The organism is Paenibacillus sp. GQ49 (assembly GCF_059759055.1).
On record NZ_JCAXEL010000008.1, the window covers coordinates 1 to 23,908 of the forward strand.

Genomic DNA, 23,908 nt, shown 5'->3' on the forward strand with positions numbered 1-23,908 from the left:
TCTGCACTCGGATCAAGGATTTCAATATACCTCGAAGCCTTTTAACCGTAAACTGGAACAGCTCGGCATGCTAGGCAGTCACTCTAGGCGTGGAAATTGCCTAGACAATGCCTGTATCGAGTCTTTTTTCTCTCACTTAAAGACGGAGAAAATATACTTGAATAAAGCGGCAAATAAAGCAGAGGTTGAACTACAAGTGAGCGAATACATATTGTTTTACAACCAAAACCGATTTCAGAAAAAACTAAACGACCGTTCTCCGGTAGAATACCGGGAAACGGCCGCAGCTTAAATTTTGTCTTTTTTGTACTGTCTACTTGACAGGGTTATGACCACTTAAATGCTGGCTTTATTCTTTATATGTGATAATGGAAGTATCACGTCATGTTGATGTTTGCCTCAACCAATCCCATTTTGAAATAGAAAGCTTTTCAACATAATAATTTTTAATTGCACAATAATAGTTTAATACATGATGAATTAGTATAGAATGTAACAAAATTAGTAGTTTTGAATGAACTTTTAACGTTCAAGCAGGTGTGGACCACCTAATTTCAGGACTCATTTAACTTGATAAAATTAATGCTAGGTGAAAGGCAACAACAATTACATAGTTGAATTGAATTCTACAAGTTAAAATGAATATTTTGTACGATTAAAAAGCTTGGATTGGATGTTTTGCTCAATAATGGGGAGGATTATCAATCATTATGTTCGTCAGGGTTACACGATTGATCAAGCTCAGGAAAAAGTTCAAAAGAATAGGCAATAGATCATAGAATAGGATGGCATTTTGAAGAGTGTAAATCAGAATAATAAAGTGAATTTAGATGAAGAATATTTATGACCAAATTTTCGAGGAGGTAATCAATTTATGCTAGAACATAAGGAGTTAGATATTAATCCAACCTTTCAAAAGCTAATACAGGATCATACTCAAACCGAGTTACCGCCAGATCGATCTCCGATAAATGTTATGTTGGTGGAACCCTTTACCTTGGGATGGGTAGCAGTCAATTTAGCCGAAGGAATTATTGCTGCTATGGGAGCTATGATTTTCAACTCATTGTTTAACAACAATGCCGATCTTGGTTCGTTGCAACGGGAAACGCTGATTAAGATAGGTCAAATTGTTCGCGAGGCTATTCAAGAAGATGCGATTCGCTCGTGTGTTGCAAGAATTGATGCAATATCAAATATAATGAGACAATACCTTAATGCACCTGATACAAGCTTAGATCGACTTCAAAATGCAACAGATCAGGCTGTTAATTTAGTTGCAGAGTGTAGATCCCTTGGCTTCAAGGCGATTCTTCCTCAAGTTACAGCTGTATGTTTACTAACTACTATTCTTGAAGAAAGACGTTCTCGATTTAATGAGCAAGGTGAAAATAAGAATATTGCGGATATATTGAGTTCCACGTTCGTATATTTATGGGAAAGTGATCAAGGTTTCGCTGCATATTCAACATGGTTCAATTCGCGATTCAGTGAGCTTGTTTTCCATCCGGAAATAGGATACTTCTTCTGGTTTGATAATGAGAAAGTAAATTGGAATCCAATTTTCGAGGAAGACAAAGCAATAAAATTAAGGAAGGAATATATTGATCGCGAATCGGCTGCTACCCACGAGAAATTATTCGGTCCTTCATGGGATATCGCTTTAAGCTTGATTCCTGTTCGAGATAAATATCAATCAGCATAAACTTTTTAAGTGTTAGCTATAACGGTGGATCTAGCTGCCGTATCCAGACGGTCTTGTAGAAAACATGATTTATGAAATCAACTCATTTAAATGGGTTGATTTTTTTGTCGAGAACTATGGCTTGAAAGATTTAAATGGTTCGGTAATGAGGGAGTTTTTTTGGTTTTTCTTTATTCCGAATGATGGAAATGATAAAATGTTAGGCAGAGGCGTTTTATGATGGTTTAGGGTAGACACATAGAGTATTCACATCGTTATGGAACAACTGCCTCGAAGAGAGTTCTCCTAATTCATAAAACAAACAAACGGTATAATTTGTTTACAGTAAGAGTAATAGTTTCTATATTGTTTATTTTATGGTTCCTTATTTAAAATTACCGATTTAATAAATATCTTCCGTATGTCCAAGAGTGTGCACGTAAGATCTGCTCACTTTTTTCTGGACTGAGCAGTTCAGATATGTTATATTTCTGAAACGGGAGGTGTTACTTATCGCCAGGACTAAAGAATTTGACAAAAATCAAGCGTTACACCAAGCAATGCTGTTGTTTTGGAAAAAAGGATACGAGGCTGCTAGCATACCGGATTTACTAGAAGTGATGGGCATTAGCCGATCCAGCCTTTATGATACGTTTTCCGACAAGCAAACCTTGTACAGAGATGCCCTGGAGCATTATAAAAAAGGGAGTTCCAATAAGCAGACCATTCTTGAACAAGCATCAAATGTTAGAGATGGAATTCTTCAATTTTTTGAGTATCATATTGCTTCAGCATACGATACCAGCCTACCGGGCGGATGTTTTGTAACGAACACAGCTACAACATTGGAGTCACCAGATGAACAGATAAATGTCTTGATACAGACTAGTTTTTCGGATTTGGAACAAGCATTTTGTGAGCTTTTGGAGAAGGGCCAACAATCGGGAGAGATAGATAAAACAACAGATATCAAAACATTGTCTTATTTATTGCTGAATTTACATCAAAGCATAAATATTATGGCCAAAACAGGTCAAAATCCAGAACGTGCAAAAGAGATGATTAGTTTTGTAATTGCAGGTATATAATTTTTTTTGACAATATCGGAATGATTGTTCCGTTATTATATTCCTCATATTTTGAAGGTTCCATTTGAAGAGTATCTGTAAGACCATATTTTTTTTGATAATTCTGGAACATTCATTCCGTTATTAAAACAATCTATCAACAATAAGGAGATGCAACCAATGAAGATATCGTTTATTGGACTTGGAAATATGGGGCTTCCAATGGCACAAAACCTGTTGAAAGAGGGGTATGAATTAGTCATCTTTAATCGGACCCCTGAAAAAGTTGAACCATTAATAAAACAGGGAGCACGCTATGTCCAAACACCACTAGAGGCAGCGAAAGAAAGTAATCTTGTAATTACCATGTTATCTGATGATGCTGCATTGAGAGAGATTGTTGAGGGAGCAAATGGTGTTCTGAACGGATTATCTGAAAATGGAATTCACGTATCTGCCAGTACGATCAGCGTAGATCTGGCTCGGAAATTATCCGCATTGCATGCGGAGAGACACCAACACTTTGTGTCTGCCACCGTAATGGGGCGCCCGGATGCCGCTAAAGCAGCTACATTGCGCATTATTTTAGCTGGTCCGGAACATGCAAGACAAAGAGTACTTCCCATGTTAACAGCACTAAGTCAAGAGATATTTGAGATTGGGGATCATGGCGAAGAAGGTAACATTGTCAAAATAGGCGTTAACTTTCTAATTGCTTCAATGCTGGAAGCTTTGTCGGAAGCGCAGCTCATGGTTGAAAAGCACGGCATTAAGCCGTCCCGATATATGGATGTTGTGAATGCTCTTTTTCAATCTCCGGTATATCAGAACTATGGAGCGATCATGACTGAACAGCGCTTTGAACCAGCCGGTTTTAAAATGAAGCTCGGGTTAAAGGATGTTGCATTAGCTATCGAGGCAGCCAAGTCAGTTCAAGCTCCACTACCTTTAGGTCAGCTTATTCATCAACACCTCTCTGAAGGAATTACCCATGGTTATGGTGAGTTGGATTGGACGGCTTTAATCCGTTGTCTTGAGCATTCCTCTTAAGGAAAGAAAATATAAGGAGAGATTAATTATGGAAATAGGTGTTACTTCATTCGTAGAAACAAAGCCTGATACTAAGACCAGAGTTGTGATGAGTCACGCTCAGCGATTGCGAGAAGTCGTTGAAGAAATCGTCCTTGCAGATCAGGTAGGACTTGATGTGTTTGGCATAGGTGAGCATCATCGTGATGATTATGCAGCATCTTCACCAGCAATGGTGTTGTCCGCTGCGGCGCCCCTCACAAAACGGATTCGATTGACAAGTGCTGTGACGGTCCTATCTTCAGCAGATCCTGTCCGTGTGTTTCAGGATTTTGCTACGCTTGACGGTCTCTCCAATGGACGTGCCGAGATTATAGCGGGTCGGGGTTCCTTCATTGAGTCCTTTCCACTGTTTGGTTATAACCTGCATGACTACGAGGATTTATTTAATGAAAACATTGAACTGCTTCTTAAATTACGGGAATCCGAGAAAGTAACATGGAGTGGAGGCCATCGACCAGCGATACATAATCTGGGGGTATACCCGCGTCCTGTTCAGAATTCTATACCTGTATGGATCGGTAGCGGAGGTACTCAGGAGTCTGCCATACGTGCTGGAATTCTAGGTCTGCCACTAGTTCTGGCAATTATCGGTGGAAATCCAACGAAATTTGCGCCACTTGTAGAACTGTATAAAAAGGCGGCAACTCATGCTGGTCATGATGTATCGCAGCTTCGGGTAGGTTCACATTCTATCGGATTTGTTGCAGAAGATACAGAAAAGGCCGCAGAACTCTTTTTCCCGTCCACTCAGTACGGCATGAATAAACTCGGCAAAGAGCGGGGGTGGGCATATTATGATCGTTCCAGCTATGATGCTGCCCGCAGCTCTAATGGTGCGTTGTATGTAGGGGATCCGGAAACAGTTGCTCAAAAAATTATTCATCTGCGCAAGCATGTAGGAATTACACGTTTCATGATGTATGTTCCCTTAAGCACGATGCCACATGAGTTGGTAATGCGGGCTATAGAATTGCTCGGTAAAGAGGTTGCACCGCGAGTACGAGAGGAAATTTCCAAGTGGGAAGCTGAAATGAGATAAGAATTAACTAATAAACATAAATGAACGAGTTCAATATTATATTTGGAGGAATTATCATGAGTATTGAGACACGTATATTACCAGAATTAAGAGAGGTATATTCACAATTTCCAGGGTTTGAATTGGAGAAAAATTTAGAGTGGAGCAGAAGCTTAGTATCGGCTGCATCGGTGAGGAAATCAGAGCATGTAAACACAACCAGCCGGAAAATTCCGAGGGATGGAGGCGAGATGCTGGTCAAAATATATGAGCCTGCCGGCCGAACGAATGATTTACTACCAGCCATGTTATGGATTCACGGGGGCGGATACGTGTTAGGACATCCAGATATGGACGACAAATTGTGCGAACTTTTTGTTCAGACAGCAGAATGTATTGTCGTATCAGTCGATTATAGGCTCGCTCCTGAGCATCCTTATCCTGCGGCGATTGAAGATTGTTATGCTGGATTGGTATGGATGACGGAAGAGTCAGCAATACTTGGCATTGATGTGAATCGGGTTGCAATTGCCGGTGCTAGCGGTGGTGGAGGGCTGACAGCAGCACTCGCGCTGATGGCTCGCGATAAAGGAGGTCCGTCTATTATTTTCCAAATGCCATTGTACCCGATGTTAGATAATCGTAACATCACGCCATCTAGTCATGAGATTACAGAAGAGGGTTCAATCTGGAACCGAACGGACAACGTGGCTGCTTGGAATATGTACCTTGGTGAGGAGAACGATGTCAGTGGAAGTTCTTCTTATGCAGTACCTTCGAGAGCAGAGAGCTTGGCCGGATTGCCGCCAGCCTATACTTGTGTAGGTCAGCTCGATCTATTCCGAGACGAAACGATGGAGTATGTGGCACGTCTTGCTCAAGCAGGTGTGGACGTAGAATTTCACCTATATCCGGGCTGCTTCCACCTTTTCGAAAGTCTTGCTCCAGAAACAGAAGTCAGTCAGCGCGCTGTTCAGGGTTATATGGATGCGATGGCACGAGCACTTCATCCCAACAGGGTTCTTTAAAGCTGCAGAGGGAAGCCGATCCGCAGTAAAATAAGGTCACGTTATAAATCAAACCAAATCGCCGCAGGTTTGCGGCGATTTGGTTTTCACCTAGATTTTAGCGTGCATTCTTGCTTCTTCAAGCCATTGTCGGAGAAAATATACGGTAAGCGTTATATGCAAAATTGTGGTATTGTGGTATTAGAAATAAGAGGAGAAACCATGCATGTTGTCGGGGGACAAGAACATATTCCCATTGAAGTCGCTATTTTAGCGGCTTTTTTATTTTATCGGTACAAGTTCGTGTCCCGAGCAAAGGACAAGAACTTGTACCGATTGCCGGAATGGACAAGAACATATTCCAATTTACGATTAGATATATATCTAAATATTATTATAAATGGAACTCATTTGGCGATATAAAGGCACATTAATATAAGACTTCGCCGTTTAAAAACTTTATTTGTATCAGGAAGCAGGTTTTTTCTACTTAAGGAAGAACTCGTTTCATGCTGAAAGATTAAGAACAAGGTACCGATGTCAATTGAAATATTTATCAGTTTCATCAAGCAAACGGGCTGAATAGCGTAAAAAAACAATGTCAGGATCGTATGAAATAACGGAGATCTTGACAAATTTACTTATTTAGATAAATGTAAATTTCGCTCGCATGTAGCTCTCTGGGGTCGGAAATAGGAGCGCCTTGATATCGCCACTGGGGATTGGTCGGGTTTGAATATTGAACATCTAGTCTCGGTCAGAAATAAAAACAGCGGGTAAGTGACATGTCGGAGCAAGGGAATGCGCCAGAGTTAAGGATTGAACTTTGGGATAAAGGGGATCTAGGTTTGCTTCGCCAATCAGGTTCACCAGAGATGACAGTGAACTTTGGAGGTCAAGACACTGAAGAAAGAAACCTAGCTTGTCATGAGCGCTACTATGAAATCCCCCAAAAAGGAACAGGGCGAGTGTTTAAGGTCCTCCTGCTCCCACATCTTGAAGTCGTTTGTAGTTTAGGCTATTGCAATCAGACTTGACTAGGAGAATCTGTTTATCAAGGTATGGTAGAATGTTTTGCTGGCATTGGGACTATCACACGATGTAATGACTGGAGGTTGACAGTCGGGGAGAATGTGTTCTTGACAAAAGTCAGTAACAAGAGCATCTGTTACAAGAACATGTATCCTTTCCTGTAATTGAGAGATCTTTTCACATTGGATCACGTATTCATTAAGCTAACGAAAACGAATTTATTATAATCAACCAAGAGGGTAGCCGATCAACATGATCGGCTGTGTTTCTCATTTATATTTTAAAGTTTATTAATCACAATCGATACTTTATAATTAACATGTTTGTTTAAATTTATCAAAAACTGGTCTAACATCTCATTAGACTGGAATCTACATTCCAAGAGGTAACAACCATCACCACTTATTTTGTAGTTGTTCAACACAAATTTTTCTTGTTCTTTTATAAGGGAAAGATAAGGCTGATGGGATGTGCTTTTTGTATAAATTGTAATCCAGGCATGTACCCAACAACCGAGTTCATTCTGATTTACTTGGATTGTATATCTTTCAATAACTCCTCTATCCTCTAGTTTTGCCACTCTAGCTGCTGCTGCTGGACCAGTCAAGTGAACCTTTCTGCCTAATTCCTTCATGGTAATTCGGCTGTTTATTGAAAGTTCATCTATGATAAGTTTATCAGTGGAATCTAACATCTATCGTATCCTTTCCAAAATGAAGTTTAATTGTTTGGAAAACTTAAGAGTCTCTGCTTTTAATGATTATTCATAATATAAACTAACTTCAAATTAAAGAAAAGAGTTCGAAACGTAACGTTACACGAATAATTATTGTCGAATGAGTAAATGGAAAATTCTACTAGAGAACAGGTGATCTAAAAGAGGTATGTGCTAACATTTCCGAAGTTTGATAATAACGAAATCATATACTTATATTTAGTTTGCCCACATCAATTGAAATTATCATTAATATGATTGTAGCCTTTACTACTTAATGAATGTATAAACCATTTTACCGGGGTAGCCGTTAGCATTGTTATATCTTCAATTAGAATTTTTGTCTGAATTTATCCAGCAAAATGAATTTCTTTAATAAATGAAGTGAACCGGCCAAAACGCTTTATTTAATCGGTGTATATGGACAGTGCGATTGGTATAAAATCAATCTTGTTAAAACAAAGACAAAGGAGAATCCATATATAATGAATGTTCAACAAATCCGAAATGCGACAATCACTGTACAATATGCAGGAAAAAAATTTCTTATTGATCCAATGCTCGCGGACAAGGGGGCGTATTCTCCCTTCCCAGCAGGGTTCAGAGAAGATGTAAGAAATCCTATAGTTGATTTGCCAATGTCAGTTGACGATATTATCTCGGATGTCGATGCAGTTATTTTAACTCACTTGCATCAAGATCATTATGATGATGTAGCAAAAAAAGTGCTTCCCAAGAGTATTAAAATTTTCGTTCAAGATGAAAAGGATGCAAAACAAGTTATCAATGATGGTTTCCAACAAGTAGAAGTAATCACTGAAAATACGATTTTTGAAGGGATCCAGCTAGTTAAAACACAAGGTGAACACGGAAGAGGAGAAGAATTACTAAAGGCTATGGGGGAGGTTTGTGGTATTGTCTTCATTCATCCCAACGAAAAGACATTATATGTTGCTGGAGACTCCGTTTGGTATGATGGTATCCAAAATGAAATTGATGCCCACACTCCTGACATTATTGTTGTAAACGCAGGAAACAATGTTTGGCAAAGTATGGGCTCGCTTATTATGGGTAAAGAAGATGTTTATGAGGTATTTAAGGCAGCTCCTAAGGCTAAAATTATAGCTGTCCACATGGAAGCAGTTAACCACTGGACTTTATCTAGAGAAGAACTAGAACGCTATGCAGATGAAAAGGGCTTTTCCTCTAGTTTATTAATTCCTGAAGATGGCGAGTCGTACACTTTTTAATAAAGAATATGATGTATAAGTCACTATCAAGATTTTAAACAAGTAATGAGACCCTTAAGGGTCTCATTTTATATATGATTACTCAAACAATTGCTTAGACCCGCAATATAGATTGTTACACCAAGAAGTTATAACCTAACTGAGTCAGGAGAACGGCTATGAACCAAACGAATCCTAAATTGTGGACGAAAAACTTTATTGCTCTTTCGTCAGTCAACTTTACTATGACATTAATTTTCTTCTTATTAAATGCAACAATCATCCTATATGCAATTAATGAATTTAATGCGTCTACCAGCCAAGCTGGGATCATTGCAGGTATTTTTATTATCGGTTCATTATTAGGGCGTTTATTTATAGGACGGCTTATACAAACCAAAAAGATTTTGATGACCTGGTTGCTTTTCTTTATTCTCACTACTTTACTTTATTTTACCCATTTAAATATTGGCTTTCTAATATTAAGTCGATTTCTGAACGGTATCACAGTAGGGGTAGTAACTACTGTAGTTAGTACAAGTGCAGTACTTAGTCTTCCTACTTCACGTAAAGGTGAAGGAATCAGTTATTTTGCAATTAGTACTGCTCTCGCTACGGGGATTGGCCCTTTAATTGGATTGAAAATGAGTCAAAACTCAAACTTTGATATGATTTTTTCTTTTTCTCTTTTGCTTGGGATTATTAATTTAATAATTGCAGTTTTAATAAAGTTTCCTACAAACAATATAACTGAGATAAAAAAAGAACAGAGAATGAAAATTTCTGCCTTTATTGAGCCTAAAGTGATACCAATAGCAACTTTAATGTTTATTATGGCTTTTTCTTTCTCTGGTATAGTTTCCTATTTGAATGTTTATGCTTCAGAAATTGGGTTATTAGACACAGCAAGTTTCTTCTTTATGGTCTATACAGTGTTTGTATTGATATCAAGACCTTTTACAGGACGAATAATGGACAAGAAAGGTGCAAACATTATCATCTATCCAGCTCTTCTTATATTCGGAGCAGGAATGCTTCTTTTAAGCTCAGTTACTACCGGTGTTTCACTCTTAATAGTTGGTGCATTAGTTGCTTTGGGATTTGGGAATATTTCATCAATATCTCAATCTATAGCAATCAGTTTAGCTGAACCGCACAGAGTTGGTTTAGCAACTGCGACTTTTTTTATATTTTATGATCTTGGAAACGGTTTTGGACCATCTATTATCGGGTTATTAATTCCACTTACAGGCTACAAAGGTCTATATGTAATATTAGGATTAATTATATTAGCATCAGTTCTTTTCTATCACCTTATGTATGGAAAGAATGAACGTAACAATAAAAAACAATTGATTAACTAAATACCTCCATTTACTTGCTTTAGCCGCGGATGTGGGGTGGCATCTGAACAAAATATAAATACGCAAAAGCAGTCAGATGGTACAACAAAAACCTTCGTTTCACCAGAACCTAACAGATACATTTTCAGATGCTATACAATCGAGAGCGATTATACATTCAATATAAAATATTATCTTTCTCTAATTTGATATAAAAATAGATCTTTTGAGGTGAAATCATGAAAAAATTTGATATATCTGTTCTATCAGTTGCTCCATTAAGACAAGGAGAAACAATGAAAGAAGGGATTGAATCCGCAGTATCTTTAGCTAAAGCTGTAGATAAAATGGGTTATAAACGGATTTGGTTTGCAGAACACCATAATCACGATGCTTACGCAAGTGCAGCCGTCGTTTCAATTGTACAACACATATTAGCAAATACTGAGGATATTCGTGTAGGTTCAGGTGGTATTATGTTGCCCAATCATTCCCCACTAGTCGTAGCTGAGCAATTTGGAACACTTGAAACATTGTACCCAAATCGAGTAGATCTAGCATTAGGGCGTGCACCAGGAACGGATCAAAAGACTGCTGAAGTAATTCGGCGTTCAAACCATAATGGTGTATTTTTCTTTGAACGAGAAGTAAAAGATATCTTGCAATATGTAGGAGATGAGAGCATCCAAGGGGAGGTTCGTGCTTATCCAGGTATGGGAACGAATGTACCAATTTTTGTGTTAGGCTCTTCAACAGGTTCAGCTAAAATCGCGGCTAGCCTTGGTTTACCTTATGCATTTGGTGCTCAATTTTCACCTCATGAGATGACCGAAGGGCTCGCTATTTATCGAGAAAACTTCCAACCGTCCGCTTATTTGCAGGAACCTTATGTGATGGCTTGTATAAATGTGATTGCAGCTGATTCAATGGAAGAGGCAACACTGATTTCTGCGAGTCATTTGCAAGTATATATCGATATTTATACAAATAATTTAAGTCAGCTTATTCCGCCGACTGAAAACTTCCTTCAATCTTTATCTCAAGCTGAATTGGAAATTCTCTATCATCGACTAGGGTATACACTCTTGGGTAATGCAGATACACTTCGTCGTGATTTAATTGAATTTCAGCAGACTTATCAGGTAGATGAAATCATTGTGATATCTAATATTTATCAATCCAAAAAGGAAATTCATTCTTATGAAATTTTAAAACGCGTTGTGGATGAGTTATTTGATCAGAAGCTACATGAAGAAAGTTAATTTAGTCATCTGTAAAATAACAATAATTCAAGAAAGAAGCAGGATTCATTAAGACCTGCTTCTTTCTTGAATCATCATGCATCGTAATATCTAATCACTGAAAGCTGTTCAAGTATTTAAACTGAAGGTTACTGTATAAATTAACTGATAACGCTTTAATCCCCAATATATTACTGTGTTATATATTATATAGTTCATTTGTGTCTTTATAAAAGAGAGATAAAATTGATGGTTTGTTTCTTTTGTGAATATTGTAATAAAAGCGTGTGTATAGCAGCTTAATTTAGCTTGATTCACGACGTCCGATAAGAGGTATTACTGCTCGTTAGAGGTATTGATCACTCAGGGCGCTGTGAAATATTAATGTGGGGGTATAGCACTATTCTGTTCAGTTCGATAATGTCCTCAGCAGGTAACATCTGCAAATTCATAGATAGGGTTGATTGGCGTCAAGCCATTCGACTTGCACGGTATACTCATTTCTCAATTAGAAAGTAAATAAAAGCTCATGTTTATTTAGGATTTATTAAGTCGGATCATTAGCATGTATAAAAAATAAAAAAAACTCTGTATTAACCGCTGAGCGGTGGGAGCAGAGTTTCGCATTTATTTAATGTTTGTTTACTTCTCCCAACTTTGTAGAATCTGGAGTGCGGCTCCAGTCACCACGCCTTCCTCTTTAAGAATCCCCGGGGTAAAAATCGGGTTGTATTTAGGATAATGGTATATATTTTTTCGGGCAACCTGTATTGCCGTATGATATACTATCGGGTCAGCATTAATAAGTGCTCCACCCATAATGACATATTCGGGATGAACAGTATTGATCAAATTGGCAAGCCCAACTCCCAGATAGGAAGCTGTTTCAATGAACAGCTCTCTTACCAGAGCATCTTCCTGTTTCAACGCATTAACAAGAGAAGGGAAATTAACACATTCAGGTGGGATGATCGAAAGCGAGCTTTCGCGTCCTATTTTAAGTTGAGACTGTACACGCTCTTCAAGTGAAGGAACAGATACATATGCCTCTAAAGATCCGTAATTCCCCTTATCACTGAGTCTACGTCCTCCTGTTTGAATGATCATTTGGCCGATCGCTCCTTCAGTGTCAGCAGCACCACGCAAAATCTGACCTCCAGACATAATCGACGATCGTATGTTCACTCCGGCATGGACATACAGCATATGCTCACAAGCTTCATTTCGGAGCGCCCAATGTTCTGCAAGCAAGGCGGTGTTTGCGCCGTTATCGAGCTTTGTAGGGATATTAAGTTCCTTTTCCAGCAACTTGCATATAGGAACATTACTCCAAGAATCGGAAGGGAAATATTCTGGCTCTAATATAATACCCTTTTTAGGATCCAAAGGGCCTACTGCACCGATCCCCATCCCCAGAATTTGTTCATGAGCTATATGGTGATGATGTAGCATTTTATTTGACTCGTTCACCACCAGTTCCACTAAGCGCTCTGGCGTGAGGCTATGGTCCATCTCCCAACGAACAACAGATAATTGGTTGAGATGTAGATCAAATAGGCCAAGTGAGGAACTGATGCGTGAGATTTCCAAACCCATAAGGTAGCGATAATGTGGGTTTGTTTGAAAGAGAATGGGTTTACGCCCTCCAGTTGATGTACCAAGTCCGGAGACAAGTATAAGCTTTTGAGCTAGCATGTCTTCGAGCATACGGGTCATGCTACTACTCGTGATAGAGAAATATTCTAGCAAATCTGCTTTGGAGACTGTTCCAAGAAAAGCGATTCGATCATAAATTTGCTTCTTAATTGAAAAATGGGAATGATTCAACATTATATTCTACTCCATTTCCAAGTGAATAAGTCGGGATATGTTTAGTATAGCTGATGGAAGACTGATTTTCCAGCTAATGTTATAGGAATAATAAAGTTTATACTATAATGAATTTAACTGAATTATTTAACTCGGATTTTTTTGGATTTTATAATATAAAGCGATCTGAATATTACAATTTACGGTTTTGAAGCATTTACTTTATTCCAAAATGAAATTAACATGTTATAATATTAGATATCAAATATGTAAGAATTTTATGAAACGGAGGTACCATATGAGTGTAAAACAAAAGGAATACATTAAAATGCTTACACAACTGTTTGTTGTTTTTTTTAAGTTGGGCCCCTCAACTTTCGGGGGAGGATATGCAATGATTACAGCAATTGAGCGGGAAATTGTGGATAAGAAAGCATGGCTAAAACCTAATGAGGTAGGGGATATGGTATCCGTTTCTGCATCCGCACCTGGGGGCGTAGTTGTAAACTCAGCTGCTTTCGTCGGATATAGGCTTGCAGGAATACTGGGTGCAATTATCTCCGTCATTGCTATAACACTACCGACCTTTTTAATTGTGCTAAGTCTCAGTATCTTAGGCATGATGTTTCAAGATGTTTCCAAGGTGAATGCAGCTCTAAAAGGAGTTCATGCTGCAGTTGTAGCATTAATCATTGTGGCCGCATTCAAAGTGGGCAAGACATCCATAATGGATTCATCCACATTGTTTATTGCGGGTCTAAGCACCCTTCTACTGCTTTTCACATCGCTTCACTCTTTATACCTGATTCTTGGAGGTCCAATTGTGGGCGTGACTATTATTTCAATTAAACGTGCTCTTGGTCTTTCGGCCCCAACAGAGAAGGAAGAAGAAAGTCATCCGCCAGAACTAAATTATCCTGAATATTACATCTGAAGGTGTTGATCGCATGTTGTGGGAATTGTTTCTCTTATTTTTGAAAATTGGATCTCTTTCATTTGGTGGTGGGTATGCAGTAATAACTCTCATTCAACGCGAAGTGACTGAAAAAGGATGGATTAAGCCAGAACAGTTTCAAGATATTGTTGCATTAGCTGGGATGGCCCCAGGTTCCATTGCTACGAATACTGCAACTCTAATCGGTTACTCTCAAATGGGCATCTTAGGTGGGATCATATCTACTATTGGGATAATTTTGCCCTCTCTCGTTATAGTCATCCTTTTTGCAGCTTTTTTTCTCCGCGTACAAAGCAATCATTGGGTCCGATCTTCGTTTTATGGACTGCGTCCAATCATTACAGGACTTATCATTTATGCTGCGATCCACTTTGGAATTGGAGGGCATAAGGAACCATTGTTTAGCTGGTCAACCTTCGGAATGCTTGTCATTTGTGTCAGCAGTCTCATCGCGGTAACTAAATACAAGATCCATCCATTCGCAGTAATCTTGTTATCAGCAGTAGGCGGTATTGTTATATATTGATAGATATTCCGGGCTGAACAGATATGTAATAAAGCACTCATGAAGAACAAACGGACCCTTTCTACGATGATAAAGATAAGGAGTATTAAGAACCGTATATTGGGTCAAAGATCGACTAGAAATATACGCTTAACGTATGCTCAATGAAACCGCTTGTATTTTGATTATCGCCCGGTTATAATACAATAAACAAAAGAATAACCGGACATGTCACTGGTAAAGCAGGCAGGATCCATAAAGATTAGATAACACTTTGAAGTGCTATCTAATTTTTAGAGGATACCTGTCTTTTTTGTTTTTGTTTATTGTATGGCCGAACAATAAACGCACATATCCACCGAGGGGGAACGAGAATGAATTATGAAAAAACGGCAAAAGATATTCTGAATTATGTAGGTGGGAAACAGAATGTAGCTCATTTAGGGCATTGTGCAACACGATTACGATTTACTCTGAAGGATGATCGTCAAGCGGATGTTGAAGCGATCAAGAAAGTGCCAGGCGTACTTGATGTCGTTAACAAAGGTCAATTTCAAGTTGTCGTAGGTAATACTGTCGTTGAAGTTTATGATGAACTGATGAAAGTTGGAGGTTTTGGAGGCCAGAAAGAAAACGAGGCTGAAACCAAGTCTAACGATTTCAAACAAGAGAAGAAAAAAATCGGATCAATGATTCTTGATTTTTTTGTTAGTGTATTCCAACCTTTGATTCCAGCCATGGCCGGAGCAGGGATTCTAAAATCGATGCTGTTATTGTTATCCGTCATTGGGTTGATCGATTCAAAAGGTTCAACGTATATCGTCCTAACTTCCATTAGCGGTGCTGTCTTTTATTTCTTGCCTATTTTGGTGGCGCTTACTACGGCTGCAAAACTAAAAGTGAATCACGTGGTTGCAGCAGCAGCAATGAGTGTTCTATTGTTCCCTGACATGATTGCAAATTTAGGGAGTGGAGCTAGTTTTCTCTCTATCCCGCTAACTAACGTGAATTATGCTTCGCAAGTTTTTCCATCGATCTTAGGTGTTATATTCTATGCATTTATGGAAATATTTTTCTTTAAAGTGTCACCTAAACCGATTCGTGTCTTTTTTGTGCCAATGATGTCCTTGCTTTTAACGGTACCTGTGACACTAGCTGTTTTAGGGCCAATCGGATTCCATTTGGGATCGTATTTGACAGCCGCAATACTCTTTTTATTTGCTAATTTCGGCTGGCTTGCCGTGGGTATTTTAGCTGCAATCCTCCCGTTTATGATCGCAACCGGTATGCATAAAGCACTAACGCCATACGGTATTTCCGCATTAGCTGCCTCAGGAAAGGAACTTCTCCTGCTGCCTGCATTATTCGCGCATAATATGGCTGAAAGCGCGGCGAGCTTTGCCGTGGCGATTCGCACCAAAGATACGAGACTCAGAGGGGTCGCTGTGTCAGCTGCTATTTCCGCTATGTTCGGTATTACTGAGCCAGCCCTTTACGGAGTTACGCTGCAACGAAAACGTGTACTCATAAGTATTGTTATCTCCAGTTTGATTGGCGGATTGAGTCTTGGATTTCTTGGAGTGGCAAGTAGTACGTTAGTAAGTCCTAGCTTAGCGAGCATCACAATGTTTATTGATCAAAACAATAAGATGAATTTTGTATATGCAATCTTGGGAATGGTTATTTCTTATGTCATCTCTTTTGTGCTCACGTTATTTTTGTGGAACGAGGATACTCAGCCATCAGCTGAATCGACTATAGCGGAGAACAAAGAAACAACGAAGAACACGGTAGTTAAAAGCAATGAAGTAGTTGCCATTAAACAGCCCGTTCAAGGAGAAATTATTCCTCTTACTGAAGTGAAGGATGATGTATTCTCAACCAAATCAATGGGAGAAGGCATAGCTGTCATTCCTTCGAAAGGCGAACTGTATGCCCCAACGGACGGGATCATTAAAATGGTATTCCGTACTCAACATGCTGTCGCGATGGAAACAGCCAATGGAAGCGAGTTGCTCTTCCACATTGGCATTGACACAGTGAAATTAAAAGGAAAGTTTTTTGATTCCCAGGTCAAAATCGGAGACCAGGTAAAAGCAGGAGATATACTCGTCAAGTTTGACATCGAAGGAATCATTGAAGCGGGGTATGATCCCGTATTGATAACTGTCGTTACAAGCAGAGAGGGCTACGATGTCCAATGTGCAGAGGGTAAACGTAAAGATAATGATCCTTTAATGTTTATAACTACTATATAAATGGAGGAGAAATTCATAATGAATCAAGGGTTTCCTAATAATTTCTTATGGGGCGGCGCAACAGCCGCCAACCAGTGTGAAGGAGCATTTTTAAAAGATGGTAAAGGGTTAAGTACGGCAGACGTAATGACTTCAGGGGATCTCGATTCTCCCAGAAAAATTACTGAAAGCATTATTGAAGGCGAATACTATCCGAGTCATGTAGGTATTGATCACTACAATCGGTTTAAGGAAGATCTTGCTTTGTTTGCAGAGATGGGATTTAAGTGTTATCGCCTGTCCATTAATTGGACACGTATTTTCCCTAATGGAGACGAAGAAATTCCAATTGAGGCAGGATTAGAATATTATGATCAAATATTCGACACATGCAGAGAATACGGGATTGAGCCATTGGTTACAATATCCCATTTTGAAACCCCCCTTGGATTGTTGGAATATGGTTCATGGGAAAACCGCAAGGTAGTTGACTTTTATTTAAACTACTGTCAAGTTATTTTTAATCGCTATAAAGGCAAGGTAAAGTACTGGATTACATTTAATGAGATTAATGTTATGTCAACTAAGGCCTGGATGGCTGGGGGGATTAATTCGGATAATGAGCAGACAAGAATGATTGCAGCCTATCATCAGTTTCTAGCTAGCGCTAAGGCTGTTCAGCTTGCGCATGCAATTGATCCGGAAAATAAAGTCGGAATGATGTATGCCGGACACTTTTCGTATCCCAACAGTTGCGATCCCGAAGATATGCAAGCTAATGCTGATTTCATGCAGAAAATGTTGTTTTATTGCGACGTACAATGTCGAGGTTATTATCCGGCATACAAGTTAAAGGAATTTGAACGTCAGGGGATTGTTTTACCTATTCGGGAAGATGATTTGGAACAATTATTGAAAGGGAAAGTTGATTTTCTGTCGTATAGTTATTACTTAACACATGTTGTCGGGAAGGAAACCAGCACAGAATTTAAAGGATTAAATGGCGTGAAAACAGGATACAAAAACCCTTATCTGCCAACAACAGAATGGGGATGGAGCATCAATCCGATGGGACTTCGATATTCGTTAAATCTACTATATGACCGCTATCAAATTCCGCTGATGATCGTGGAGAACGGAATGGGCGCGGTCGATAAGGTCGAGGAAGACCGGAGTATCCATGATTCGTATCGAATCGATTATTTGCGCCAACACATAGAGCAGATGAGAAAGGCCATTGAGATCGACGGTATTCCTGTAATGGGGTATACCATGTGGTCACCGATCGATATTATCTCGGCGAGCACGGGTGAAATGAAGAAAAGATACGGCCTAATCTACGTAGACGTGGATGATTATGGAAATGGGACATTTCAACGAATAAGGAAAGACTCGTTCTTTTGGTATCAGCAAGTAATTCAGTCGAATGGTAGCGATCTCGATTAATGATGTTGTTCGTAATCGCCTTGTTCTTTGTGTAGATTGCTATCTAAATCGTTTAAATTCCCTTTAGATTAGTGAAATGGAAGAGGTGATCAAATGAAGAAGATAAAAAAAGTATTGAATTCAAATGTGGTTTTAGCAGAGGATCAGCAAAAAAATGAATTTATCCTTCTAGGCAAAGGCATTGGATACGGAAGGAAAATGGGAACTGCGATTGAAGAGCATCAAGCCGATCAAATTTTCATTCCCGTCGAAAACATTAAAGTTAAAGAATTTCTTGGTCTTCTGGACACCATTTCTCCAGTGTTTGTGGAACTAACACAAAAGATCGTAACGTATGCGGAGAAAGAGCTTTCGGTTACCCTTAACGCGAGTGTTTATTTTATGCTGATGGACCATTTGAGTTTTGCGGTGGAAAGGCACAAGAAAAACATCAATATAACAAATCGGGTATATTGGGAAATCAAAACTTATTATCCCAAAGAATATAAAGTGGGCGTGTTTGCTCTTCAGCTGATGAATCAAACTCTACAAACGGATCTACCTGTTGAGGAAGCAGCTAATATTGCTTTTCATTTAATTAATGCTCAAGGGGAGCACAGTGACTCTTCCGACGGAATGAAATTTGCCAAGATGATCGGAAGCATCGTTAACCTGGCTAAGTATACGTTTAATATTGAGATGGACGATGATAATGTTCATTACAGTCGGTTTATCACCCATATCAAATTTTTTGTGGAACGATTTTATTCAGGTCAGATGTTGAATGATGAGAGCCACGTTCTATTCGAGCATATCGCTAGCTTGCATCCTGAGGCCATGTCAGGGGCATTTAAGATCCGAGAATATATTGAGCAAGTTTACGGAAAAGCTGTGCCAAACGAAGAGTTGGCATACCTCGCAGTACATCTGCATAGGTTAATTAACTACAATCAGCTCGGGTGACTGAATTTTCAAAATGAGTAACCACTAAATCGTACTGCCGATTTAGTGGTTTTTCGTATGTTTTTCTGGGAGAACCCAAAAACTCCATCGGATTCCATATGGCTTTCAGAATTGTGGCAAGCCAGTGCGAACCGGCAAAAGCAAGGCTACCTGTACTCACACCTTCTAGATAGAAACGACCAAGTGAGAGAAAAAGTCCAATTAAACTCCAGATCATTTCATAAAAAATGTGGGGTGATAATATTGTGATAGTCATGTTGATTGTCGTTCAACTAAAGTATATTTCAGAGGGATTAACTCTTTGGTAGTGGTATCAAGCATGTTTTGAATAATCGTGAAAGCATTCTCTGCTTGCTGATCAACTGGATAATGAATTGTCGTCAAATCGAATAAATGAGCCACCTCGGTATTATCAAATCCGATGATCCCAACGTCCCCTGGAACCGAAAATTTAGACCTCCGTAGTTCAGCAATAAATCCGGCTGCAACCTCATCATTAGCACAAAAAATAGCATCAGGTCTGTTTGTTTGTGCAATCCACCATTTTGCAAGTTCTTCTCCGTCTCGCACATAAATCATATCCTGAAAATTCGGGAAGTCCACCGTCAATTTATATTTGGTAATAAAGTCAGCGTATGCTCTCATGCGCTCTTTTGTGTTAAGTCCGTTAGATATGGGATATACACTAAGGATCTCTCTGTATCCTTTGAGGTATAAGTGTTCGAGTCCAATCCCATATGCTTCGTATTGATCCATAAACACAGAGGGGATATTAGTGTTTTCAAGCCGCTGCCATGTGACGATCGGGCCATATTTGGTATAGGATTCGATAACCTTCCACTCATTGCTTCGGAGCACGCATACTATAGCGTCCAGTTGTTTCCGTTTCAGCATTTCGAGTGCCACCAGTTCTTTCTCTACCTGACCATTCGTAATGAACAGAGTGATGTTGAATCCGTGTTTCTCGGCAGAATGGGTAAAGGCCTGTATGAATCTGATAAGTAGCGGATTGAAAGCGACTGCAACAATTCCAATCAAACAGGTAGCGCCCTTTTTTAGAGATATTGCATTACCGTTAGGTACATAATCCAGTTGTTCCATGATTTCAATTACTTTCTTTCTGGTAGATTCGCTTACGTACGGATGCCTATTAATAACACGTGAAATGGTTGCAGTGGATACACCCGCCAAACGGGCAATCTCGCTGATATTTGCCATGTAGTCCACCTCTTTGTTGTAATCTCGCCATCTCAATGAGCTTATAAATAAATCGTGGTATTGATGCTTGACATGTAATGCATTACACAATTTACAGTACAACTATGATTCAAAACCCTTACATCAGGAGGAAAAGATATGAAAAAAGGATTAAAGATTGTAACCATCGGCGGTGGTTCCAGCTATACACCGGAACTCATGGAAGGTTTTATCAAACGCCATCATGAACTTCCTGTCAAAGAATTATGGCTTGTGGACATCGAGGCGGGGAAGGAAAAACTCGAGGTCGTTGGTGCCATGGCTAAGCGTATGGTAAAAGCCGCAGGAATCGACTGTGAAGTTCATTTATCGCTAGATCGCCGGGAAGCATTAAAGGATGCTGACTTTGTAACTACACAGCTTAGAGTAGGGCAGATGGATGCCCGGATCAAGGACGAAACTATTCCCAATAAATATGGAATGATTGGACAAGAAACAAATGGGGCAGGAGGCATGTTTAAAGCTTTTCGAACCATTCCGGTCATTTTAGATATTGTCAATGAAATGAAAGAACTCTGTCCGGATGCATGGCTCATTAACTTCACCAATCCTGCAGGCATGGTGACGGAAGCGGTTCTCCGTTACGGAAAGTGGGACAAAGTGATCGGACTATGCAATGTTCCTATTATGTCCACCAAAATTGAATCAGCCGTATTGGAAAAACAGGAGGAAGAATTGTTCTTCAAATTTGCGGGCATTAACCATCTGCACTGGCACAAGATTTACGATAAGTCAGGAGAAGATCTTACCCTTGAAGCAATCGATAAAATGTACGGACCGGAAGCCAAAGCGGATAAAATGGTTGAGAATATCAAAAATATGCGATTTTTGCACGAACAGGTTCTCCAACTGGAAATGCTTCCTTGTCCATACCACCGTTACTACTACATGACGGATGCCATGATCCAGGAAGAGCTGGAAGAAGTAAACACAGTAGGTAGTCGCGGTCAAGTCGTTAAACAGTTGGAAGAAAGCCTTTTTGAACTTTACAGGAATCCGACGCTGGATTACAAACCGAAAGAGCTGGAAAAAAGAGGTGGTGCGCATTATAGTGATGCTGCATGTGAGATCATCAATTCCATTTATAACGATAAAGGGACTCGAATGGTTGTAAGCACTCGGAACAACGGGGCAATCAGTGATCTGCCAAGTGAGAGTGCGATTGAAATTACAAGCATGATTACTTCTCACGGTGCAGAACCTTTACATTTTGGCTCATTCCCTTCCGCACAACGAGGATTGTTACAAGTAATGAAAGCAATGGAAGAACTCACTATAGAAGCCGCTGTGACAGGCGATTATGCTACGGCATTACAAGCATTTACCATGAATCCGCTTGTTCAAAGTGGCGACACAGCAAAGGCCTTGCTGGATGAGTTGCTTGAAGCCCACCGAGCTTATTTACCACAGTTTCATCAATAAAGTAAGAATGGTTAACAAGATCACGAATATTCATCAGCATTAGTCACCTGATTACACAGAATATCCCTGAATTCAACGGGGTGGATTAATTCGTACCGAATTCAAGGATATTCTGAGTAATTGCTTACATAAAAAGTAAATCCAATCGTATACGTTTGCTCTTATTGCAATAGCATGTCGAATAACAGAGTCACATCTTGGGACGAGCTTACAGATATTATTTTTGTTTCTGAGGATCCAGCTTTCTTTTTTACAACTTCCGTCATTTCGTTCACGGTAACTACCACATCCGCTTTTTGTATAGCTTGAAAAAGCTCCTCGTCTGGTGATGAAATATCAATCGATTGAATGTCTGCCGATGAACGACGCTGGATTTCCTCCAGATAAAACAGGCAGGCCATTGTTTTGCATTCAATGAAAAGGTAATGCTTCTTCTTCTCGTGTTTGGCTCCAAATAATTGTGTATATGCAAATCCTGACAACATGACATTTTCTATATTGAAACCTTGTTCAAATGCGTCTTTTACGGTCTTCTCCACGAATGAAAAATAAGGATTTTGCTGCTTGAATTCCTTTATCCGGTCTTCATTAGCTATTTGAGTTCCTCGTCCTTTTTGCATGATCAGCAGTCCTTCTTCTTTGAGCTGTGAATATATCCACTGTATCGTGTTTCTATTAACAGAGAGCTGCTCCGCTAATTCATTCGTTGAAGGCAAAGCATCATCCGCTCTCAGAAAGTCTTTACTGATCAGCCATTTAATTTGTTCTTTAATTTGCACATTAATAGGCAGTGGAGATTGGGGATCTGTTTTGAAGGGCAAACGAGAATGTTCCATAATAACCATCCAACTTTCTGGGTTAACTAGTGTTCTAGATAAGCTCAATATTAAAACAATCGTTCACAAAAATCAATGAAGGGAATAAACAATAGGAATAATGGTTTTATATGAGAACAGATCATCTTGACAAATATAAATCATTCGAATAACATTATCCTAGTTAACCAATTAACTATGTAACTAGACATCAAGAAATGATTATTCTACTAAGGAGTGATTTTGTTGAACTGGAAAGAGATATCGACACTGGACCAATGGAAAGAAGTATTGGAACAGTCGGATCAACGCGGAAAGATAATACTTAAGCATAGCACTACATGCCCAGTGAGTGCGAATGCACTAGGGGAATACGAACAGTACATCAAAGAGAGCCACACTGAAGACATTGATTTTTATCTTGTTAAGGTCTTTGAATCGCGTCATGTGTCTAATCAAATTACTCACGATCTTGATGTTAAACATGAATCTCCTCAAATTATCTATGTTAATAACAAAGAGAAATTTTGGACTACCTCTCATTGGTCGATTACAAAAGAACACATAGCCGCTGTTTTGAACTAATAACTACTACTTTATAAACCTAAAATGAAGGATGGTATACAATGAATTATTCACACTTTGCCAAACAATTAGATATCACTCGCGGAAATTTATACAAAGTATTGGAATCGGTATCCGAAACTAGCGCCGACAAACAACCCGTCGGATTCAGTAACACTATACGTTGGAATGTTGGGCACATTCTTACAGTAGCTGAAATGTTTATTTTCAACAATCTCCAAACTTCTGGCCTACCTAAGGAATATACCAGCTTGTTCGCTCCCGGTACCAAACCCTCTGACTGGACAGGTGAGCTCATTCCGTTGTCAACATTACTTGCGCAGTTGCAGGATCAGGTTGTACGCATCAAACAACACGTAGAGATTTATTCTGATGAAACCCTGCCAGAACCATTGAAATTGGGACCTGTTCTCCAATTGAATAGCATGGGGGAAGTGTGTAACTTAGCCCTGTATCACGAAGCGATGCATACGGGATTCATCCATGCCTTAAAGCGCATCGTCTAAG

At 39.3% G+C, this 23,908-nt stretch carries 21 protein-coding genes; 17 read left to right on the forward strand and 4 right to left on the reverse strand.

The annotated features are described in order from the left end of the window. The 6 genes from AC6CIF_RS15410 to AC6CIF_RS15435 form a co-directional block, all read left to right on the forward strand. Positions 1-292, forward strand: a 292-nt coding sequence (locus AC6CIF_RS15410) for a transposase (protein ID WP_498200340.1), incomplete at its 5' end; no start/stop codon positions are given. Between the two features lie 582 nt (positions 293-874). Continuing rightward, positions 875-1,705 carry a hypothetical protein gene (locus AC6CIF_RS15415; protein ID WP_076334304.1) on the forward strand — a complete coding sequence of 277 codons (831 nt, stop codon included), beginning with the start codon at positions 875-877 and terminating at the stop codon, positions 1,703-1,705. Between the two features lie 482 nt (positions 1,706-2,187). After that, the gene (locus AC6CIF_RS15420) at positions 2,188-2,772 is read left to right on the forward strand and encodes a TetR/AcrR family transcriptional regulator (protein WP_235193829.1); all 585 of its coding nucleotides are present in this window, start codon (positions 2,188-2,190) and stop codon (positions 2,770-2,772) included. Positions 2,773-2,931: 159 nt separating this feature from the next. Next, positions 2,932-3,801 carry an NAD(P)-dependent oxidoreductase gene (locus AC6CIF_RS15425; protein WP_498200341.1) on the forward strand — a complete coding sequence of 290 codons (870 nt, stop codon included), beginning with the start codon at positions 2,932-2,934 and terminating at the stop codon, positions 3,799-3,801. Positions 3,802-3,829: 28 nt separating this feature from the next. Continuing rightward, positions 3,830-4,882, forward strand: coding sequence for an LLM class flavin-dependent oxidoreductase (locus tag AC6CIF_RS15430; protein WP_498200342.1), 1,053 nt, complete (start codon positions 3,830-3,832; stop codon positions 4,880-4,882). 56 nt (positions 4,883-4,938) lie between these two features. Beyond that, complete coding sequence (locus tag AC6CIF_RS15435) at positions 4,939-5,889, forward strand: alpha/beta hydrolase (RefSeq protein WP_076331748.1); 951 nt, start codon at positions 4,939-4,941, stop codon at positions 5,887-5,889. Between the two features lie 1,291 nt (positions 5,890-7,180). Here the strand turns inward: AC6CIF_RS15435 and AC6CIF_RS15440 are convergent. Beyond that, the gene (locus tag AC6CIF_RS15440; RefSeq protein WP_076331745.1) at positions 7,181-7,594 is read right to left on the reverse strand and encodes an Lrp/AsnC family transcriptional regulator; all 414 of its coding nucleotides are present in this window, start codon (positions 7,592-7,594) and stop codon (positions 7,181-7,183) included. A gap of 506 nt (positions 7,595-8,100) precedes the next feature. Here AC6CIF_RS15440 and AC6CIF_RS15445 point away from each other — a divergent pair. From AC6CIF_RS15445 to AC6CIF_RS15455, 3 genes are all read left to right on the forward strand, one after another. Further along, a complete protein-coding gene (locus AC6CIF_RS15445) occupies positions 8,101-8,865 on the forward strand; it encodes an MBL fold metallo-hydrolase (RefSeq protein ID WP_076331744.1) in 765 nt (254 codons plus the stop codon). Positions 8,866-9,023: 158 nt separating this feature from the next. Continuing rightward, a complete protein-coding gene (locus AC6CIF_RS15450) occupies positions 9,024-10,208 on the forward strand; it encodes an MFS transporter (RefSeq protein WP_076331743.1) in 1,185 nt (394 codons plus the stop codon). Between the two features lie 218 nt (positions 10,209-10,426). Then, the gene (locus AC6CIF_RS15455; RefSeq protein ID WP_076331742.1) at positions 10,427-11,449 is read left to right on the forward strand and encodes an LLM class flavin-dependent oxidoreductase; all 1,023 of its coding nucleotides are present in this window, start codon (positions 10,427-10,429) and stop codon (positions 11,447-11,449) included. 621 nt (positions 11,450-12,070) lie between these two features. Here the strand turns inward: AC6CIF_RS15455 and AC6CIF_RS15460 are convergent. Beyond that, entirely contained in the window at positions 12,071-13,258 is a 1,188-nt protein-coding gene (locus tag AC6CIF_RS15460) for an ROK family protein (RefSeq protein ID WP_076331741.1), read from the reverse strand. Positions 13,259-13,535: 277 nt separating this feature from the next. Here AC6CIF_RS15460 and AC6CIF_RS15465 point away from each other — a divergent pair, with 277 nt between their 5' ends. From AC6CIF_RS15465 to AC6CIF_RS15485, 5 genes are all read left to right on the forward strand, one after another. Then, positions 13,536-14,171: a chromate transporter gene (locus AC6CIF_RS15465; protein WP_076331740.1), complete on the forward strand. Its 636-nt coding sequence runs from the start codon at positions 13,536-13,538 to the stop codon at positions 14,169-14,171. 13 nt (positions 14,172-14,184) lie between these two features. Further along, complete coding sequence (locus AC6CIF_RS15470; protein WP_498200344.1) at positions 14,185-14,718, forward strand: chromate transporter; 534 nt, start codon at positions 14,185-14,187, stop codon at positions 14,716-14,718. Between the two features lie 353 nt (positions 14,719-15,071). Then, positions 15,072-16,955, forward strand: a complete 1,884-nt coding sequence (locus tag AC6CIF_RS15475; RefSeq protein WP_498200345.1) for a beta-glucoside-specific PTS transporter subunit IIABC — start codon at positions 15,072-15,074, stop codon at positions 16,953-16,955. 18 nt (positions 16,956-16,973) lie between these two features. Further along, entirely contained in the window at positions 16,974-18,380 is a 1,407-nt protein-coding gene (locus AC6CIF_RS15480) for a glycoside hydrolase family 1 protein (RefSeq protein ID WP_498200346.1), read from the forward strand. Positions 18,381-18,473: 93 nt separating this feature from the next. Next, complete coding sequence (locus AC6CIF_RS15485) at positions 18,474-19,322, forward strand: BglG family transcription antiterminator (protein WP_076331736.1); 849 nt, start codon at positions 18,474-18,476, stop codon at positions 19,320-19,322. Between the two features lie 252 nt (positions 19,323-19,574). Here the strand turns inward: AC6CIF_RS15485 and AC6CIF_RS15490 are convergent, their stop codons facing one another. Continuing rightward, a complete protein-coding gene (locus AC6CIF_RS15490) occupies positions 19,575-20,540 on the reverse strand; it encodes a LacI family DNA-binding transcriptional regulator (protein ID WP_076331735.1) in 966 nt (321 codons plus the stop codon). Positions 20,541-20,678: 138 nt separating this feature from the next. On the opposite strand from AC6CIF_RS15490, the gene AC6CIF_RS15495 reads away from it, so the two are divergent. Beyond that, positions 20,679-22,001: a 6-phospho-beta-glucosidase gene (locus AC6CIF_RS15495; protein ID WP_076331734.1), complete on the forward strand. Its 1,323-nt coding sequence runs from the start codon at positions 20,679-20,681 to the stop codon at positions 21,999-22,001. Between the two features lie 161 nt (positions 22,002-22,162). Here the strand turns inward: AC6CIF_RS15495 and AC6CIF_RS15500 are convergent, their stop codons facing one another. Further along, positions 22,163-22,837, reverse strand: a complete 675-nt coding sequence (locus AC6CIF_RS15500; protein ID WP_076331733.1) for a GntR family transcriptional regulator — start codon at positions 22,835-22,837, stop codon at positions 22,163-22,165. A gap of 225 nt (positions 22,838-23,062) precedes the next feature. On the opposite strand from AC6CIF_RS15500, the gene ytxJ reads away from it, so the two are divergent. Together ytxJ and AC6CIF_RS15510 are read left to right on the forward strand one after the other, a co-directional pair. Beyond that, positions 23,063-23,401, forward strand: a complete 339-nt coding sequence (gene ytxJ, locus AC6CIF_RS15505) for a bacillithiol system redox-active protein YtxJ (RefSeq protein WP_076331732.1) — start codon at positions 23,063-23,065, stop codon at positions 23,399-23,401. Positions 23,402-23,442: 41 nt separating this feature from the next. After that, the gene (locus tag AC6CIF_RS15510) at positions 23,443-23,907 is read left to right on the forward strand and encodes a DinB family protein (RefSeq protein WP_076331731.1); all 465 of its coding nucleotides are present in this window, start codon (positions 23,443-23,445) and stop codon (positions 23,905-23,907) included. Position 23,908 lies beyond the last annotated feature (1 nt).

What these genes read in the sequence shown, in the direction of transcription:
- AC6CIF_RS15415 (WP_076334304.1), top strand. Translation starts at nt 875, where the DNA reads ATGCTAGAACATAAGGAGTTAGATATTAATCCAACCTTTCAAAAGCTA.
- AC6CIF_RS15425 (WP_498200341.1), top strand. Translation starts at nt 2,932, where the DNA reads ATGAAGATATCGTTTATTGGACTTGGAAATATGGGGCTTCCAATGGCA.
- AC6CIF_RS15430 (WP_498200342.1), top strand. Translation starts at nt 3,830, where the DNA reads ATGGAAATAGGTGTTACTTCATTCGTAGAAACAAAGCCTGATACTAAG.
- AC6CIF_RS15435 (WP_076331748.1), top strand. Translation starts at nt 4,939, where the DNA reads ATGAGTATTGAGACACGTATATTACCAGAATTAAGAGAGGTATATTCA.
- AC6CIF_RS15440 (WP_076331745.1), bottom strand. Translation starts at nt 7,594, where the DNA reads ATGTTAGATTCCACTGATAAACTTATCATAGATGAACTTTCAATAAAC.
- AC6CIF_RS15445 (WP_076331744.1), top strand. Translation starts at nt 8,101, where the DNA reads ATGAATGTTCAACAAATCCGAAATGCGACAATCACTGTACAATATGCA.
- AC6CIF_RS15450 (WP_076331743.1), top strand. Translation starts at nt 9,024, where the DNA reads ATGAACCAAACGAATCCTAAATTGTGGACGAAAAACTTTATTGCTCTT.
- AC6CIF_RS15455 (WP_076331742.1), top strand. Translation starts at nt 10,427, where the DNA reads ATGAAAAAATTTGATATATCTGTTCTATCAGTTGCTCCATTAAGACAA.
- AC6CIF_RS15460 (WP_076331741.1), bottom strand. Translation starts at nt 13,258, where the DNA reads ATGTTGAATCATTCCCATTTTTCAATTAAGAAGCAAATTTATGATCGA.
- AC6CIF_RS15465 (WP_076331740.1), top strand. Translation starts at nt 13,536, where the DNA reads ATGAGTGTAAAACAAAAGGAATACATTAAAATGCTTACACAACTGTTT.
- AC6CIF_RS15470 (WP_498200344.1), top strand. Translation starts at nt 14,185, where the DNA reads ATGTTGTGGGAATTGTTTCTCTTATTTTTGAAAATTGGATCTCTTTCA.
- AC6CIF_RS15475 (WP_498200345.1), top strand. Translation starts at nt 15,072, where the DNA reads ATGAATTATGAAAAAACGGCAAAAGATATTCTGAATTATGTAGGTGGG.
- AC6CIF_RS15480 (WP_498200346.1), top strand. Translation starts at nt 16,974, where the DNA reads ATGAATCAAGGGTTTCCTAATAATTTCTTATGGGGCGGCGCAACAGCC.
- AC6CIF_RS15485 (WP_076331736.1), top strand. Translation starts at nt 18,474, where the DNA reads ATGAAGAAGATAAAAAAAGTATTGAATTCAAATGTGGTTTTAGCAGAG.
- AC6CIF_RS15490 (WP_076331735.1), bottom strand. Translation starts at nt 20,540, where the DNA reads ATGGCAAATATCAGCGAGATTGCCCGTTTGGCGGGTGTATCCACTGCA.
- AC6CIF_RS15495 (WP_076331734.1), top strand. Translation starts at nt 20,679, where the DNA reads ATGAAAAAAGGATTAAAGATTGTAACCATCGGCGGTGGTTCCAGCTAT.
- AC6CIF_RS15500 (WP_076331733.1), bottom strand. Translation starts at nt 22,837, where the DNA reads ATGGAACATTCTCGTTTGCCCTTCAAAACAGATCCCCAATCTCCACTG.
- AC6CIF_RS15510 (WP_076331731.1), top strand. Translation starts at nt 23,443, where the DNA reads ATGAATTATTCACACTTTGCCAAACAATTAGATATCACTCGCGGAAAT.